This is a genomic window from Elusimicrobiota bacterium (genome assembly GCA_016706425.1).
Classification (GTDB): domain Bacteria; phylum Elusimicrobiota; class Elusimicrobia; order FEN-1173; family FEN-1173; genus JADJJR01.
In genome coordinates, this window is the sequence record JADJJR010000001.1 from 2194282 (window position 1) to 2212379 (window position 18098).

The 18098-nt window shown below is 65.7% G+C and carries 8 protein-coding genes; all 8 read right to left on the minus strand.

Annotated elements, in window-relative coordinates:
- Positions 1-9: 9 nt before the first annotated feature.
- The 8 genes from IPI56_09015 to IPI56_09050 are packed head-to-tail and all read right to left on the minus strand — an operon-like array spanning position 10 to position 18097.
- The gene (locus tag IPI56_09015) at positions 10-378 is read right to left on the minus strand and encodes an aspartate 1-decarboxylase (protein ID MBK7545865.1); all 369 of its coding nucleotides are present in this window, start codon (positions 376-378) and stop codon (positions 10-12) included.
- Positions 378-1124, minus strand: coding sequence for a hypothetical protein (locus IPI56_09020; GenBank protein MBK7545866.1), 747 nt, complete (start codon positions 1122-1124; stop codon positions 378-380). The genes IPI56_09015 and IPI56_09020 overlap by 1 nt, the downstream gene beginning before the upstream one ends.
- Positions 1121-1510, minus strand: a complete 390-nt coding sequence (locus tag IPI56_09025) for a response regulator (GenBank protein MBK7545867.1) — start codon at positions 1508-1510, stop codon at positions 1121-1123. Before IPI56_09025 ends, IPI56_09020 begins: the two co-directional genes overlap by 4 nt.
- Positions 1510-2214 carry a succinate dehydrogenase iron-sulfur subunit gene (locus tag IPI56_09030; GenBank protein MBK7545868.1) on the minus strand — a complete coding sequence of 235 codons (705 nt, stop codon included), beginning with the start codon at positions 2212-2214 and terminating at the stop codon, positions 1510-1512. The genes IPI56_09025 and IPI56_09030 overlap by 1 nt, the downstream gene beginning before the upstream one ends.
- Positions 2214-3947: a succinate dehydrogenase flavoprotein subunit gene (locus tag IPI56_09035; protein ID MBK7545869.1), complete on the minus strand. Its 1734-nt coding sequence runs from the start codon at positions 3945-3947 to the stop codon at positions 2214-2216. The genes IPI56_09030 and IPI56_09035 overlap by 1 nt, the downstream gene beginning before the upstream one ends.
- On the minus strand, positions 3944-4294 hold the full coding sequence (locus IPI56_09040; GenBank protein MBK7545870.1) for a succinate dehydrogenase: 351 nt from the start codon (positions 4292-4294) through the stop codon (positions 3944-3946). The genes IPI56_09035 and IPI56_09040 overlap by 4 nt, the downstream gene beginning before the upstream one ends.
- A 56-nt stretch (positions 4295-4350) precedes the next feature.
- Positions 4351-4746 (minus strand): succinate dehydrogenase, cytochrome b556 subunit, encoded by a 396-nt coding sequence (gene sdhC / locus IPI56_09045; GenBank protein MBK7545871.1) that lies wholly within the window; start codon positions 4744-4746, stop codon positions 4351-4353.
- A gap of 55 nt (positions 4747-4801) precedes the next feature.
- A complete protein-coding gene (locus IPI56_09050; GenBank protein MBK7545872.1) occupies positions 4802-18097 on the minus strand; it encodes a hypothetical protein in 13296 nt (4431 codons plus the stop codon).
- Between the last annotated feature and the right edge of the window lies 1 nt (position 18098).

Below are 18098 nucleotides of genomic sequence, written 5' to 3' on the forward strand. Positions count from 1 at the left end.
GGGGGGGTGTTAGCCGGCGGCGGCGCCCGGTTTTTCGCGGAGGAATTTGAGGAACCGGTTTTTTTTATCAACCAGAACCACCCGCGCCCGGGGGGGACGGGGCGCGACCGCGAAGGTCATCAAAATCACCTCGTGCCCTTTTTTGATCAGGCGGCTGGCCGCGCCGTTGGCGCAGATGTCTCCGCCGCCGGGGCGCCCGCGAATCAGGTAGGTCTCGAGGCGGGCGCCGTTCGTGTTGTCCACGACCAAGACCTTTTCGTGTTCCAACATGCCCGCCTTGTCCAACAAATCGCCATCGACCGTCATGGAGCCAACGTAATGCAGGTTGGCGTCGGTGACGGTGGCGTTGTGGATTTTCGCGTTGAGAAAAATTCGCATCAACGGGATTGTACCAAAGCGGAAGCCCCGTCGGGGTCGATCCACGCCCGCAGGCGTTCGTGGGCGGGCCAAAAAGACGCCGCGGGCACCGTGATCCACCAATCGCCGGGACGATCCCCGTACCGGACCGGTCCGCCGACGACGGCGACGTCGAACCCGGCGGCTTTAAGGAGGGCGACCGCGCCGTTCGCGGTGCGGCGGCCCCGGGTGGAAAACACCACGCGCCGATCGTCGGTATCGCCCGGATCCGGATCGAGCATCCAAGGTTCCACGGGCAGGCGCCGCTGAGCCAAATCCCGCCGCCACAATTCCCGGGCCGCCGGCGCCCGCAGGCGCGCCCGGCGCGACCAGGGGGATTCCGGCGGCGCGGCGTGCCGGTAAACGGCGCGGTAATTGTAGAACGCAAGCTTTGCCGGGGATTCGGCCGATCGAATCTCGTGCCGGGCCTGCAGGATGTCCGTTTCCAAGCGGAGGATGTCGCGGGAACCAGGCGCGCGGGCGCGGCCGGCGGCCCATCGGTCCGCTTCCCGGGCGAAGGCCCGCTCCAGAGCCTCGCGCCGTCGGGCCGGGTCGAGGGCCTCGGCCCAGGCCGTGTCGGCCCGGTGGCAGAGGCGGCGGGCCCGGGCCAAGGTCTCCAAAGCCAAGACCGCGTAGAGCCCGAGAAGGGAAAGGAGAAACGGCCCCGTCCAACGGAAGGACAAGCGGCGCACCGCCGGCCGGACCGCGCCGGACCGCCGCGGGGTCACCGGCCGGCGACGATCGCCCGCACTTGCTTCAAGAGGTCCTCGGTGCGGACGGGTTTGGTGAACACTTTGCGAACGTTGCGGCTGTGGTCCAAAACAGTTCGGGTGTCGTCGGCGTCGGCGTAGGCGCTCACCACCACCACGGGGATGGTGGCGGTTTCGGGCGCATCGCCCAACTTGCGCAGGACCGTGAGGCCGTCCATTTCGGGCAGGGCGAGGTCGAGCAGAACGGCCGCGGGCTGTTCCGTTTGGATCATCTTCAAGCCTTCCAGCCCGTTCCGGGCGACGTGCACCTCAAACCCTTCGGCTTCAAGGGTTTGCACGAAAAAATCGGAGATGGCCTCGTCGTCTTCCACCACAATCGCGATGGTCTTTTTGAGTGCGTCCATTATTCCCTCCGGAAGAGCAACGCCCGTTTGACGTCGGCGATGGCGCCCGTGATGTCGATGTCCCGGGGACAGGCCTCGACGCAGTTGAAAACCGTCCGGCATTTCCAAACGCCGTCCGGCCCGTCCATGAGCGCCAGTCGCTCGGCGCCCGCGCGGTCGCGGTCGTCGAAAACGAACCGGTGCGCGTTGACGAAGGCGGCCGGGCCCAGGTAATTCCCATCGGCCCAATACGACGGGCAACTCGTGGTGCAGGCGCCGCACAAAATACACTTCGTCGTGTCGTCGTAACGGGCGCGGGCCTCCGGGGACTGCCGCCGTTCCTCTGTCGAAACGGGCTCGTCGTTGATCAAAAAAGGCTTCAGGGATTTGAACTTGGCGAAAAAGGGCTCCATATCCACGACCAAGTCCTTGATCACCCGAAAACCTTTCATGGGCTCGATGGTGATGCGGCCGCCTTCCACGACGTCCTTCACCAACACTTTGCAGGCCAGGCGGTTGCGCCCGTTGATCCGCAAGGCGTCGGAGCCGCAGATGCCGTGGGCGCAGGAGCGCCGGTAGGTGAGGCTTCCGTCACACCGCCATTTGGCCTCGTTCAAGGCGTCCAAAACCCGGTCGGTGGGGGCCACCTCCACGTCGAACTCCTCCCAACGGGAGGCCGTGTCCTTGGCGGGATCAAAGCGCGTCACCCGGAGCGTTATTTTCATCAGTATTTCCGTTCCTGCGGCTGGAATTTGGTGATGACCACCGGCTTGTAGGTGAGGGCCACCCCGCGGTCCTTCTTCGCCGCGAAGGTGTGGCTCAGGTAACGGGCGTCGTCGCGTTTGGGGAAATCCTCCCGGGCGTGGGCGCCCCGGGACTCTTGGCGCGCCAGGGCGCTCGCGACGGTGCATTCCGCCAAATCCAGAAGGTTCTCCAACTCCAGGGCCTCGAGCAACTCGGTGTTGAATTCTTGGCCCTTGTCGGCCACGGCCACGCCCTCGAAACGGCGGCGGAATTCGTCGGCCACGCGGGTCCGGGCGTGCTCCAAACCGGACGCGTTCCGGTACACCCCGCAGTTGTCCATCATCTCGGCCTGCAAATCGGCCCGCAGGGTCGCGGCCGATTCCCGTCCGGGGCGCGTCAAGAGAGATTCAATCCGCCGCCGAATGTCCCCGGCGGGGTCGGCGGGCAACGGGGCGAAAGAGGCCCGCGCCGCGAATTCGGCCATGGCCAACCCCGCCCGCCGGCCGAAAACCAAAATATCCACGAGCGAGTTCGTGCCCAGCCGGTTCGCGCCGTGGACGGACACGCAGGCCACCTCGCCGGCGGCGTAAAACCCAGGCAAAACGGTGTTTTGGGTGTCCCCCACCACGGCGCCGTCTTTGTTGGTGGGGATCCCGCCCATGGCGTAGTGGGCCGTGGGCTGGATGGGGATCAAGTCGGTCACGGGATCCAGCCCCATATACGTGCGGACGAAATCCGTGATGTCGGGCAGTTTTTCCTCAATCTTTTTCTTGCCGAGATGGCGGAGGTCCAAATGAACGTAATCTTTTCCGTCGACGCCGCGGCCCTCCCGCACTTCCTGATGGATGAACCGGGAAATCATGTCCCGGGGCGCCAAATCGAGCATCGTCGGCGCGTAACGCTCCATGAAACGCTCGCCCTTTCCATTCAACAATTTCCCCCCTTCGCCGCGGCAGGCCTCCGAAAGGAGGATGCCCATCTTGTAGATGCCCGTGGGGTGGAACTGGAAAAACTCCATGTCCTCGAGCGGAACCCCCCGCCGGTAGGCGATGGCCATGCCGTCGCCCGTGAGCGCGTGGGCGTTGGAGGTGATCTTGAACATCCGTCCCGAACCACCGGTGGCGAAGAGGACCGCCTTGGCGTGGAACACGTGCAGTTCGCCCGTTCGAATTCGGTAAGCCACGACCCCGGCGCAACGCCCCTCCGACAGGATCAAGTCGACCACATGGAACTCGTCGAAAAAGGTGACGTCGTTTTTGATGCACTGTTGGTAAAGGGTCTGGAGAATCATGTGGCCGGTGCGGTCGGCCGCGTAGCAGGCCCGGCGCACGGGGCCCTTGCCGTGGTCCTTCGTGTGGCCGCCGAAAAAGCGCTGGTCGATGCGCCCGTCGGGCGTGCGGTTGAACGGCAGACCCAGATGCTCCAGCTCGATCACCGTGTCCACGGCTTCGCGGCAGAGGATTTCCGCGGCGTCCTGGTCGACGAGGTAGTCGCCGCCCTTGACCGTGTCGAACATGTGCCATTCGGGGTTGTCGGGCTCGGTGTTGCCGAGGGCCGCCGACACCCCGCCCTGGGCGGCGCCGGTGTGGGACCGCGTGGGATACAGCTTGGTCAAAACGGCCACGTTGACTTTTTTCTGCGCCAGGGCCAAGGCCGCGTAGAGTCCCGCGCCCCCCGCGCCAACGATGAGGCAGTCGTAGCGGTGGACCGTCATGGCGCGATCCCCGGGTCGCCGGCGGACATCACGGCCGCGGTTTCCGGTTGAAAGGTGAAAACGATGTAAAGGCCCGCCATCATGAGCGCCAGGCACAAAAACCCGGCCGCCCACTGAAGCGCGAGGCGTTTCCCGCCGGCGAGGTAATCCTGGGCGATCACCCGCAGGCCGTTGAATCCGTGCAGGAGCGCCAGGACCAACAGCAAACCATCGTACGTCCGCCAAAAGGGCGTGGCGTAACGCGCGGCGACGAAAGCGTAGTCCACCGTGTCGATGCTGTTCACCAAGTGCATGACCGTGAGGTGCCCGAGGGCGAGGAACAGCAGGGCCAGCCCGCTGATCCGCATGAAAAACCAGGCGAAACGGTCGAAACCGCCGGGCGGCAGAGGGCGGGAAGACAGGCTCACGGACGGGCCTCCCGCCAGTGGTGCCACATGATAAGAACAACCGGAATCATGCCGGCCACGAAGACCCCCCAGGTGAGGTGCGCCCAGAGACGGTGTCGACGCGTGGCGCCGGGCCAGAGGTCCACCAAGGTGATCCGCACCCCGTTCAGGGAATGGTAAAGGACCGCCCCGAAAAGGAAGATCTCGCTGACACGAAAAAAGGGATGGCGGTAAACCGAAATGACTTTGTTGAAGAGCTCCGGGCCCCAACCGATGAGGACCGTGTCAATGATATGGACACAGAGGAACAGCAGAACGCCGAGGCCCGTGAGGCGGTGCAACAAATAGGACCAATGGCCGGAACCGCCGCGGTACCGAACGATGTCGTAGGTTTCGTTAAGGAGTCGTTTCATCGGAGAAGGAGAAGTCTATCAACCCCCGGAGGCAGCGTCAATCCCGACCCCGCCCCTACGCGTTGACCGAAAGGAAACGGATTTGACGAAGGGCGTTTTCCAATTCGTCGCCGAGCGGTTTTACGAACGGCACCAGCCGCGCGCCCAGGGCCGCCACGGTCTCCATGCTTTCCGCCAGGGTGTCGGGGGTAAACCCGACGAGGGCCAAGGACCCCGGCCGGCCGCGTTTCTCCGTGTAGATCGCCACCGAGAACCGCCCGCCAATCAAATGGGACGCGCCTTCTTTTTCGGACGCCAAGAGAAGGGTCGCGCGCGGCGCGGCGGCCCCGCCGGGCACCAAAGCCGCGAGCGATTTCTCCACCGTCCCTCGGTCCACCGGCGTCCGCACGACGAAGGTCGCGCGGGCCTCCGGCGTCGACCGCAACCGGCTCAACAAAATCGCCACCATCGGCCCGATGACGGCGCGGGCCTCTTCGGCCCCCGGTTCGAAGAGGGGCGTCAGGTCGACCACCGCGTCGCGCCCCAGAACCGCCGCGCCGACCGCCCGCGCCCGCAGGACCTCGCGGCGGAGGGCGTTGTAGCCCTTTTCAAAGGCCGCCAACATTCGCGTTCGGTCCGCGGCGGGCCGCTCCTTGACCGCCGCCGCCCAGGCGGCCACCGACCAGCGCAGCCGGGCCGCCGCCCTTTCGGGACGAAGCCCATCCCGCGCGCCCAGAGCGGCGCCGGCGATCCAGGCCGATCGGTCGCCTTCGGCGGCGCGCGCGAGAGCGGCTTGGGACACCTCGGTCAATCTCTCCTCGAGGTCCGGCCCCGTCCACCCGCTCAACACCCGCGCGTCCCCCCGGGCCAGGGCGTCCAGTTCCTCGACCCGATCGCTGGGGAGGGGCGCCGGGTCCTCGCGCCGGGCCGCGGTCGGCACCCGCCGCCAATCGATCGACACTTCCAACGGGGCCATGTCGCGGGGGCCGGGGGACATATCGGCCAACAACGCGGCCACGGTTTGGTTGTCCAGCGGGACGGTGCGTTCCGCCAGGGGGGGCGGCGGGACCACCGCCCCCTTCAAAGCGCCCATCACCCGACGACCGACCGACACCGCGGCCCAAACCAAGAGGGCCGCCCCGGCCGACACCAAAATCCCCAACGGTTCCGGGGAAACGGCGAGGGCGGTCTCGGCGCCGAGGGCGTTGCTTCCCATCAAAATCATCGTCCCCGCCGCAAGGACTTTACCGGCGATGGCGGAGAGGGGCTTTTGGCTCCGGACCTTGGCGAGCAAGCGTTTTTCGTATTCCGCCTTGTCGCTATCGGTCAAGACGGTTTTTATTCGGGCGAGGATGGCCCGCAACTTCTTTTCCGAAGAAAGGAAAGCGTCGCTGTTCACGTAGGACCAGGCCTTGAAGCGGTAGTTGAGCTCGCCCGCCTCCGGCCGCTCGAATTGGGCGGACAGGGGCCCCAGGCGATTGAAATATTGGCGGACCAGCCACGCGCGCTCGATCATGCGGAGGATGCGAACGCCGGAGTCCCCGTTCGCGTCGGCGTTCAACTGAAATTGGGCTTGGAGTTTCAACCGCTCGTCCCAATTGATTTGCAACAGTTCTTCGGACCATTCGACCAGGGCGTCCAACAACCGCCCGGGGCTCAAACGGATGTGGGCCAAGAAAGTTGATCGTGTTTGTCCGCCGTGGTAAATCACGTGGAGATCCCGGCCCCCGTTGAGGGAGCGCACTTCGGCGAATTCGCCGAGGCGCTGGGACAGAAACTCGGAAAAACCGGCCACCCCATTGCGGTTCAGTGAGACAAGGAAACGGCCGGAGGAACGCCCCCGGCCCCGCGTCGCCCGGGGCCCTTCCAACGGGAACACCATCGCTCCGGCCCCGCGAAGCTCCGCCGGGGGGGTGTACGCCATCACCAGCCGCTCCAGAGCGCGCTGCATTTTTTCGGGACTGTCGGGAACACCCTCCCAGGCGGCGGGGTCGGCCGCCGCCGGTTTCATTCCCCCGATCGCGCGAGCGACCTCGTCGGGATGGAAATAGACTCCCTTGTGGGGGAATATTTGAACTTCGCGGGCCCCGTTCCGCCGCGCGGCGGGGGTGAAACGGGAATAGATTTTGAATCGGGATTTAACGTTCTCGGAACCCTCGTATTCAAACACCGACACGGCCCCGATCCCATCCACAACGTGAATTCGAACGCGGTGCTCCCGGCCCCGCTCGCCCACGCCGTGGAAATGCCAGCGCACGTCCTCAAAGGGGTCGTCCCACAAATATTTCCCGCCGCGGGTGTTGGTGAGGACCCACCCCCCTTTAGGCAAAATCGAAATCAGCGCGGGATCGGCGATCCTCTGCCGTCCCGCCAGATCCGCCCGGCGAAGAAGAAGAGAGGGAAGGGCGTGGACCGCGGCGCGCATTTCGGTTCGGTTGGGGTAAATCCCCAACAGCGTCGCGGAGACCGACCGACGATCGTCCCTGGCGAAAACCGCCCTCCGGAACCGCCCCAGGGCGAAGGCGTGGACGCCGTCCTTGCCTTCCAAGCTCAGGACATACCCCCCGGCCCGGAACCATTCCACCTTGACGGTGTAAAGGGCATCGGGAACCAACACGGCGGGGATGTCGATCTGACCCAGCTGTCCCAAACGCGTCGGCAAGGTGATCGGAACCCGCCCCCGGTTGTCCGTCCGGACGGTCCACGCCGCCCGATTGAAAACCTCCCGGAGCTCCGCCGCCTTGGGCGGCTCATCCCAATAATTCAAGAACGCGGGCGCCCCGAGCGCGGCGAGCAGGGGCTCCAGCGCCTCGCTGAAAAGACTTTTTTGGGCCCGGGAGGTGTGCCCCGCCGTCGTTCCCACAACCGCCTCGAATTGATGGGCCCGGTGGAAACGCCCCAGGGCGAACACCCATTTCTCCCCCCGCGCCGACAAAACCAACTCCAAACCGGACTTGGGGAGGGCAAAACGCAGGCCGTATTCCCCGGCGGCGCGCAGGACCAACGTCGTGACCCGGCTTCCGTCCGACCGGAACAGGGGGAACGACGTTGTTTCGGCGAAAACTGTCGCCCCATTCAAAGCGTCCAACCGCCCGCGGACGTCCTCCGGCGCGGGGACCGCCAAGGCGGCGTCGATCCCGGCCGCCAGATCAAAATAACGCGGCACGCGCTGGCGCGCCTCGTCCATCGTCGCGAACTCCCACAGCGGGGGGGCGCCGATCTCCCGGTTCTTATCGGTGGATTCAAAATACCGCTCCACGGCGAACACCAATGTCCGGCCGTCCCCCCGGGTGACCAGCGCCACGGGATGGTGACCCCGGGGCCACAACAAGCGCACACGGACGGACTCGTCCGTCAGGAATTGGTTTTGAAAATTAAGCCGTCGGTTGTCGCCCCGCACCAGCGTCAGGAGGCGCTCGCTTTCCCGGGCCCCCTTGCGGCGGGCTCCCACGGGAAGGGGTGGCGCCGAGGCGTTGAACGCGTCCATGTCTTTTTCGATTTCATCCCGGGCCACCGCTTCCCGGCCCTCCCGAACGGCGCGTACGGCGCGCTCCAAAATACGCAAGGCCTCGACGCGGGCGTTTTGCAAACGGGTTTCTTCCGCGACCGCGCCCAAATCCGGCGCCGCCTGGGGCGAGAGGACCACCGTCGGCTTGGCGGCCATGGCCCCCGTGTAATTGTTCACCAGAAAAATCCGTGTTTCCTTCCCGTCCGTCATGCTCAACAACAGCCCCCAGCCGGGACGCCATTCGAGGGCCAAGGTCCAATAGGGCGCGCCCGCCAATTTCACGAAACGGAAGTACCGCCGAAAGCCCCGGTAAAACAAATCCCACCGCCCCGAACCCGAGGGGTTCGCCACGAAACCTTCCTGGGAAAAAGCGGCCAGGGCGTCCCGAAATTCCGCCGGCAATTCCGCGGTGGGAAGATTTTTGTCCAAGCGGCTTCCTTCCATCAGCAAATCCAAGAAACCGCGCACCGCGTCGGGGTTTTCCCGCAGCAGCGGCCCGGCCGGCCGCGGGGTGGGCGGGGCGCCGGTGCCCGGCAACCGTCGGTCCCGTGCCTCCTCCAAAACCGCCTTCGCGCGGTCGAGTCCCAGCGACGCCACCGCCGCGCGGGGATTGCGCCATTTGTCCATCGCGGCGCGGAAGGCGGGGTCGGCGTCAAAGACCTCGCCCGCGCGGTTCAACTTCTTCTGCTCATGAAAAGTTTTCAACCAGCGCGCGTGGTCGGCGGGGTTACCGAACAGCCACTCGGCCCGCAGGACGCGGCGGATCCGGTCCCAAAAATCCCGGGGCTGAAACTCCAAGTCGGACACCGCCGCCGCCAGGGGGTCCCCCGCCACGACCCGCACGTGAACCGGGATGGACCAGACCCGCTTGCCCCCTTGGCTGGGGAACACCAGTCGGAAATAGGTGCGGGGACCCACCACCGTGTCGGCGGATTCGACGACATCGGTTGTTTTCAATTCCGCCAACCAATCCTTGAGGAAGATCATGATCTTCTGGTCCGTTTCCGCGCTGTTGGCTTTTTCCCCCAGGTCCAGGATCAGCCGCACCTCCGCCGGCGGCCCCATGGTCGCGTCCCAATCGCCCCCCATCACCACCAGCTTGGCCGGAACGGAACGCCCCTCGGCGTCGGTCCCCCTCGGGGCGGATCGCCGGGCCACGGCCACGAAGCGCTCCAAATCGAATTGGCTTTTCTTCATCTCGGCGATGGGCGCGGGTTTGGCCTCGGGGGGTGTTCCCATCAGGATCGACATCAGCGGCCAGGGACGGCTTGGCGTCCGGCCTTCGGCCACTTCCCGGTGCTGGGACATCACCCAAAGGTTCACCAGCGTGTGGGCGAGAATATTCGCGATTCCCTCGGGGTTCATGAAATACAGGACGGTAAACAGGCCCCCGAAATACGTCCGCCAAACGGTGTCGATCAAACCTTCGGGGGGAACCACCCTCCGGCCGGGTGGGTTGAACAGAGCGGAGGCAACGCCCCGGAGGATCGGATGGAGGAACACGAAAGCCAAAAGGACGACCCCCGTGTAGACGAACCCTTCGCCCAAAAATCCAAGCCAAAGCGGCGCCGCGCCGGCGACGGCGTCCCCCAAAAGGAGTTGGCGGAAAAACCATTCCTCGGCCGCGCTGAAAATCAGAACCGCGCCCGCGTACAACGCGCTCCCCGACCGGCCCAGGCCACGCAGAGGCGACAGAAAGGGCTCCAGAATCAACATCGGCTTGGGATCGACCCACCGCGCTGGCAAAAGCAGCACGCTCGCTGGGCGGTTCAATCTCTTTTCTATTTGTTCGCGCGTGATGGCGGGGGTGTCGCCCGGATCCTCGGGCAACGCCGCGGCCCGCTTTCGCAAGGGTTCGAAAATCCCCGGGACCGACGGCGCGCTGTCAAAAATCCGGGATTTGGACACCCAATTTTCGCCCAAGTAATATTCCCGTTCGAGATCCAAAGCTTCCGGGTCCCGGCCGCTGGACAAAGCGAGCGTTCTTAAGGCCGTCGTCACCCCGTCGGTGGAGGACCCCGGGTGGGGGTGGATATTCAACTCGAACCGGACAAACCGCTCCTCGGAGACCCGCAACGTGACGATGGCGCCGTAACGATCCGTCTCCACGCGGGACCCCGCGGGCAGCGATTCCGAGAGTTCCCGGAGAAACACGTTATAGACCGTGCGGGGCTGAATCCAATTGGCCACGACCGGATCGTCCGGTTGGTAACTCAACAGGACATCCACGTCCGGCCGATGCTCGGAGAACCGGTAACGGCTTCCACCAATGATGTCGGCACGGACGGGGAAACCCAGGGCGTCGTATTCCGACGTCCGCTCGGCGGCTTCCCACAGCGCGGCTTCCAGCGGGGCCAAATCCGGCAACCGAACCAAAACGGCCCTTTCGGTGGTGGGAACGCCGCCCCAAACCCGCAACGTTTCCAGGGCGCGTTGTCCCTCCTCGGATAACGGGTCCCTCATCACATGACGCCAAAGACGCCGCTCCTCGCGGCGTTGGGTCGGCCGGGACAACCGCCCCCCCGCCACCGGAAGGGCCGACAGCACCGTTCGAACCTGCCGTCGTATCAAGGGCGATGGGTCGGATAATTTCCCCTGCAACCGTTCGTAAAGCCCGTTGAAATAGCGGGACGCTTGATCCAACCCCACGGCGATGGACAGCTCGTCCCAAGCGGGGCGGATCCCCAACCGATCGATGGCGGCGTCCAATTCGTGGGGCGGGTTGACTTCCAACGCCGGCGACACGAAGACCGAACGGGGCTTCACTTCGCGCAAAGGGGCCGCCTTGGCGAAGACAAAAGCACGGATTTTCTCCACCCCCGTGATGCGTTCCCACCGCGCGAGGGCCTCGTTGTAAACCGAGAGGGCGCGCACCGTTTCCAAGGGCACCCCGCCGGCCAAGGATTGCGCGGGCAAGTGGTCGTCCGTCAAGGACGGCAAATTCACGCCCCAAGCGGCGAGGGCGTCGTGGCCGACCTCGATGACGACGGCCGGATCTTCCCCCGATCGGCGATTGAAAGCGTACCCGCGCGCTTCCTCCCACTTGTAGGAAAAGAACGGCGCGTCGTGGAAGGCGGCTCGACCGCCCACCAAACGAACGCCCCCGCCCGGCCGCTCGGCCAGATTTTTTCGCAAATGGGAAACCGTGGTGCCCCGGTACAGGATTCCCTCCAACGGCGCCCGCAAGTGAACCGATTGACCCGGGGAAACGGCGGGATCGGCGCTGGTGGCCAGGCCCTCAAGTACGGGGCGGAAGTCTTCCCGGTCCAATCGCCGCCAGTGGGAGTCCGCGGTGGAACGGACCGACATTTGACCCGGCCCGAATTGTCCCTCCATCAATTTGAATTGGGCGGGACGTTGAACGTCTTTAAAAACCATTTCCCGTGCCCCCTGGCGCCGGGCCCAGGCGAGCGCGAGATCGAACACCCGGGCGATGTCCGCCGGATAGGGCCAACCCGGGCGCAATCGAAGGCCGGACAAAGTCACGATGGAACGGTCCAACTCAAGGCGCATCCAAGCGATGGTTTGTCCATCGAGCGCAACCACCCGGTGGTTCGGTCCCAGCGCCGAGGAAGAGGAAGCGCGGGCCAACAACCGGATCGGTACATCGCTGGGTTTGAAGCGCTGGATCCGGGCGATCCGCTCGGCCTCGGTCGGGGCGCCCGCGGGCGGGCCGCGCGGTTCGGTCACCCGCCCCCGAAGGACCAATTGGGACAGGACTTCGTTGGACAGAAAGGGAATCCCCTCGGCCTTCAAACGTTCCAAAAAGGCCGCGCTATTCCAGGCCGGCGCGTGATCCCAGGGGATTCCCGCCTGGAGGTCTTTCTGAAACATGGCGCGCAGGCCCTGCCCATCGAAATACTGGGGCATGTTGTACAAAGCCATAATCCACAAACCGGCCGAAAATTGAAGCTCCCGATCCGGGGCGTGCCGGGCGAGATGCCGGAACAGGGCCCCCCGGAACCGAGGGGACATGCGAAAACGCAATTGAATGTTCATATCTTCAACGGACCAAACCCCTTCGTCCTGGGGAACCCATCGAAACGTGCCGACCGGCTCGTTGTTCAACAAAATGTCGTACTTCTGACTTTCCGCATCGGAAACGGGCCGCACGGCCAGCGTCCCGAAATCGCTGAGATCTTCCTCCGTGTCCGGGGCGGGGTGCGCCGGCGGGCTCTGAACCGGACTTGTCAGCCGCCGCACGCGCACACCCCAACCGTAACGGTATTCGTTCCGATTGCCGATTTGGCCGCCGGACAAATCCTCGATCCAAGCGTCCATCAAGGGACCCCACACCTCCTCCCGGGGGATCGGAATTTCCTCCGCGGGGAAGGGGAAGGAGGCCCCGTAATCCCGCGCCACCCAGGTGTCCTGCCACGCCGCGTCATCGGTGACCAAGAACCCGCCGGGACGGCAGACCGCGGCAATCGCGAAAAGAAAATCGGCTTTTTCGACATAGGCGGTGGCCAAAGTCATCCCCGCGCGGGTGTAGAACCCGTCCAATCCTTTATCAAGAACATCCCGATAGGCCGCCGTGTTTTCCAACAAACCGTCGTGGAACACCACCGTGCGTTCGCGCCCCTCCCAAGGGAACCGAACCGCCGGCCGGCCCCCGACCTCCAGCACCTCCACCGCTTGGAAGGGCACATCCAACGCCGCGATTTCAATGGCGATCGCCAGGGCCACGTTGGGGGGCGCGCTCAAAAAAGTCCGTCGGGAATAACCCACCGAGAATTTTTCTCGGCTGTACACCGTGTCGATGGGTGGAGGCCCCTCGGAGAGAGCGGCGCGCAGCGATTCCACGGTCAAACCCGGGTAAGGCGCGATCATGTAGACCCGGGCCGGGTCCCAGGTCAACATCACGTTCGTCACGTCGGCGCCGGCGCCCCCGTAAAGGACCGTGGTGTCCGCGCGGCGGGGGTTGACCACCGCGCGAACCGCCAAATCGTGCTCCACGAAGGGCGTCGCCAACAATTTATTCTGGGTGACCGGAGATTGGCCCGCCGACCGAGGCGGGGAACCCGGCGCGGCGGAGGGGCGCGACAGGGGGATTTTTCCGAAAGGGGCGAAGCGGATGTTCAGCCGATTGCCGTAGCCGGAGAGCTCGGGGACGGGCGACCCCGCGCGCCCCTCCCGGAGGGCGGCTTGGACATCGGCGAACAACCGTTCCTCCCCCGGCATCCGCGAGATCGGCATCGCGAGCGGGAATTCGGCCCGATGGTCCGCGTGGCTGCCCATGCTATCCACCGAAACGTCATCGGTCGCCATCACCCCGCCGGGGGACATCACCGCCGCGATGTCCCGCAAGAAGGTCGGCGGGTGTTTGTATTCATTGGGAACGGTCAGCGCGGCCCGTTGCAGATAGACATCCACGCCGCGCCCCAGGACGTCTTGGTAGGTTTCCGGGCGGAATAAATTGGCGTTGACGAAAACCAATCGGCGGCGGCGCGACGACTGCCCGGCGTAAGCCCAGGAAAACGCCAAAGAAGGTCGGCCGTGGTATTCCTCGGCCGTGAAGCTTTCCAGATCCACCCCCATGTCCGCCAATTCAGTGCGAAGGGCCCAACCCCGCTGCAACACGGTTTGCAATTGGCCCACGGGGGTGTACCCGTTGCGCTTCTTAAGACGCCGGTATTCCTTGGCGAAATCCGCGTAAGCGGCGGCATTGGCCGGTGGATTTTTCAGGGCGTTCAAATCCTCCACCGTCAAAGGGCCGTAGGTGTCCAAGAAATAAAACAGGGATCCGTTGGTGTCCAACAGGGCGCCGGACACATCGGCCCCCGCGCCGCCGTAAAGAACGGTGGTGGGGCGGTTGTCCGGGTTGATGTGACGGCGGGTGGCCGTCCGATATTTCACCATCGCGGGGTGCAGCAGTCCCGCCTGAACCGGACGCTGGTCGGTGACCGCCCCGTCCGTGGAGACCGCGGGACCCGGCCGCACGATCAACGACAACATCGGCACCCGCCGGAGAGAATTGAACAACCGCGGACCCGCCCAATCGTTCCACACCAATCCCGCCAGGTTCCAGCCGATGTGAAACAGGGTGTTGAGGCCGACCAAACCCACGAGGGGCAGCACATTGAGGGCCAGGGCCGATCCAACGGCCGAGCCAAAAACACCCGGGGCCAGGGCGCCAAGCCCCTGGACAAACGCGGCTCCCGGCGCCGCAAAATAGAAGATCGCCGCGAAGGCACCCCCGATGTAACGCACCGCGAGCCGCGTGGTTTCGGCTATGGATTCTTCTTCAGGATAAAGAGCGACCCGGTCCCGCCGGGCCCAACGCTCCACCCCTTCGTGCAGGTGGGCGAAAAGGGGGACGCTCAAAAGAACCCCCAAAGCAAAAGCGGTTTCCCGCACGCCGGGGACCTCCCCGGCGACCGCGCGCACCACCGCCTCCAACGCGCCGCCAAAAACCAGATGTCGGAAAAGATACTCCTCGACCACCGGCGCCACCAGCACCGCGAGAAAAACATAGGCGGCGTACCACCCGCCCCCCCGGGATTTCCACCGCTCAAACAAGCCGTCGAAAACGAAGAGAGGCCGGGCGCGGAACGCCGGGGCAACAACGCCTTCTTCGCCCGGGGTCGAAATCGGACCGCCCAACGCCAGGGTGCGAATGTTTTGATAAGTGCCGTAGGCCACACCGGGGCTCCACGATTCCCGCTCCCCTTTGGGCACGGCGGTCTCGAAATCCGACCGGGGGATCAACCGCGTCCCGGGCACGGGGAATTGATGGGCGTGATCGCTGAAATCGTTGCCGATGGCGGCCACGTCCCCGGTGACGAAAGTCAGCGTCCCGTTCCGGCGGGCGGCTTCGCGCCGGGCGATGAAATTAAGGAAGGACGATTCCCCCCGCGGGTAGTCCACCGCGGGCACGTCCATGGCCGCGGAATGGCGGTACACGTCGATCGAGGCGTCGTAGGACTCCAACAACCCTTCGAAGGTCGAGGGGTCGGTGATGTCCCCGCGCCAATAAATGATTGCCCGCGTCGTTTCTTCGTGTTCGGTGGGGTGTCGCCACGGGAAACGGACCACCAGGGCGCCCGTTTTCACGGCGCTGCCCGAGACCTCCGCGCGCGCGGGGTCCACGCCGAGGCCTCGAAGTTCGGCCCTCAAAGCCAGTCCGAAAGGAACGCCCTCCACCTCGAAGGCCGTCGACCACCCGAGAACCCCTTTGGACTTGACATAGCGGTCGAGGATCTTGCGTTCTCCGGTCGACAACGGCCTCGTTAATTGAGCCCGGATCTCGGGAACGTCGCGGAAACGGGGGTCGCGCGTGACGGCGAACAACCGCCCCGGGTTGAGGCTCAAAAAAGGACGGACGATGTCGTTGCCCCCCGCCCCCTCCAAGACCGTCAAAGGCCGATTGCCGGGATTCACTTTTTGATGAACGAATAAGTCAAAGCGTTGAACGCGGGGCCCGAGAACATCCGAGGCGATGACGAGCGGCGGCGGCGGCACGGGCTTTCGACGCACGATGTAAGCGGTGCCGTCGCGCCCGCCGGACCGAACGGGATAGTCGCCGGGCAGAGAGGTCGAGCCGATCTCAAAACCGAACCGTTTCCCTCCCTCGGCGGGTGCCAACGGCAGGGGGTCCAGGACCGCCCGAAGCTCACTCATTCGGTGGACGGCGTCGGCCTCGGTGCCGCCGGGCAACACGATCGCCAAGACGCCGTTGCTCTTTATGGCGCTCGCGGCGGCGCGCAACCAAACGGGGTCCACGCTCTCGACGTCCACCACGGCCACGTCGAAAGAGGCCGACGACATCCAATCCGCGACGGGGCGGCCGACGCCGAGACGTTCCTCCCGGCTGTCGGGGGCGACCCGGTGCCCGGTGAGCGCCAGGGCGTCCGACAACCCGGCCAATAAAGGCTCTTCACGATCCGTTAAAACCGCCGTCCGCAACGGTCCGGGGGGGACCTCCCACAACCAACGGGCGGCCATCCCCCGAATGGGATCCGCCTTCGGTGTGGCGGAACCGGACCCCCATTCCCGCGCGACCTTTCCGAGCCGGGCCAAAACCCCGGCCACGCCGCCGTCATCGATCGGCGAGAAACGGGGTTGGCCAGCGGCGTCCAAAGCCACCGTCACGGCCGGCGCCTCCGCCCCGGCCATCGTCGGGGCACCGTCCTTTTGTGCGAGGGCGTCGGCCGTGGGCAAGAGCGCCGCTTGAACCCCCGCGGCCCGTGGCCCGTCGATGGAAGGGTCCAGGGCCTCCAGCGGCACCAACACCCGCGCCCGGGGCAGGTTGATGCGCTGCCCGGCAAAAATTTTCTCGAGGGGCAACGGGTCGCGCGCGAAAACGTCGAGCGGTGGGGAGGTCGCCTTGTCAAACCGTGGCGTGACCACGGCCACGGAAGCCCCGGCCGCCTTGAGGCGAGCCAAAATCCCTTCTGTGTGAAATCCCCCCGCCACCAGGGCCAGGGTCCGCGGGTGGCCCCGTCGGGAAAGCCGCAGCGTGTTGGCCACCAAGGCGTCGTTGCGGGCGAGGGCCTTTTCACAGAACGCCTCAAAGGGCGCCCAATCCGGCAAAGACGCCACCGCCGCCCCCGCGAAGGCGGCCACCCGCGGTCCCAAGGCCGCGATGTCCCGGCGGCGCTCGGCGTAGGCCGCCCAATCGGACGGCGTCATCGCGCTCTCGGTCAAACGCGCGAGGAGGTCGACATCGTTCGCCAGGTCCATGAGCCGACGTTGATCCGCGCCGGGCGCCAAGGCCCGGCCGGCGGCTTTCTCGGCGGCGAGCAGCTCGTCCAAAAGGCGGGCCCGCTGGATGGATTCCACCCGCGCGACGTAGTCCAGATAAGCGGCGAAAGCGGGGGTGTCCCGCGGGTCAAGCCCGGCGCGCGCTTGGGCGCGGCGCAACCGTTCGTTGAACTCCCCCGCCGTGAGCGCCCCGGCGCGGTGGCTTTGGGCTTCGCGCAAAAGAGCGGTGAGGTCCTCGGGGGACGATCGGGCCGTCAGTTGCTCGAGGACGCGGCGGCGTTCCCTTTCGGCGCGGGCAAAGTCCAGTCGGGCTTCGGCGTCCAGGGCTTCGATGAACATCCGCAGCGACGGACCGGTCGCGTGCGGCGCCAGGAAACGGGCGTAATCGCCGATTTTCCCTCGGCCGGCGTGGAAATCCGCGCGTCGGGCGTCCCAATCCACCAGGGCCGGTGTGTAAACGCGCTTCTTAAGGGGCGCGAGCCGTCGGCGCAAATCCTCCACGGCGGCCCGGGCGCGCGGGCCCTCGGCCACGCAGCGCCGGGCGACGCGCACGTTGTCGTAGTAGAGCGCCTTGTCCTCGACGCCGGTCAGGGCCGGCGCTTGGGGCAACGCGAGGGCCGCCCATTCGGGGCCGCTCAGGTACCCTTCCGCGCGGAAATATTCGGCGGCGCGCGCGAGGTGCGGGGGGCTGGGATGTCGACGGAAGCGTTCGGTCTCCAAGGGGACCCAGGCGCCCTCCAGGGCGGCGGTGGTCACCCCTTTTTCCGCGAGGGCCCCCAACAGACGACCGATGTTCACCTGCGCGGCGTCTTCGGTGTGCACGTCTTGGATGAGCACAACGAGGGGAGCCCCCGGCGCCCCCGCGCGAACGTCCCCCACGGCCCCGAAGGGCTGGAGGGCGGCGCCCAGGTCCGGCCCGAGCGGGGTGTTCAAAATTTTCGGCGAGGGTTGGGAGGAGGTTGCTCCCTCGCCGAAAAGACGGTCGAACGGCAAAGACGCGGCCGCGCCGGTGGCGGCGAACAACCCCGCGTCGCGGTCGGGCCGCCGGGCGGCGCGGCGCTGTTCCCAAAAACCCGTTTCGCCCGCGTGCGCGGCGGCCACGTTCGTGAAAAAGTAGGCGGCGCTCAGCGCGCCGCTAAAAATAGCTCGGAGGGAGCCCATG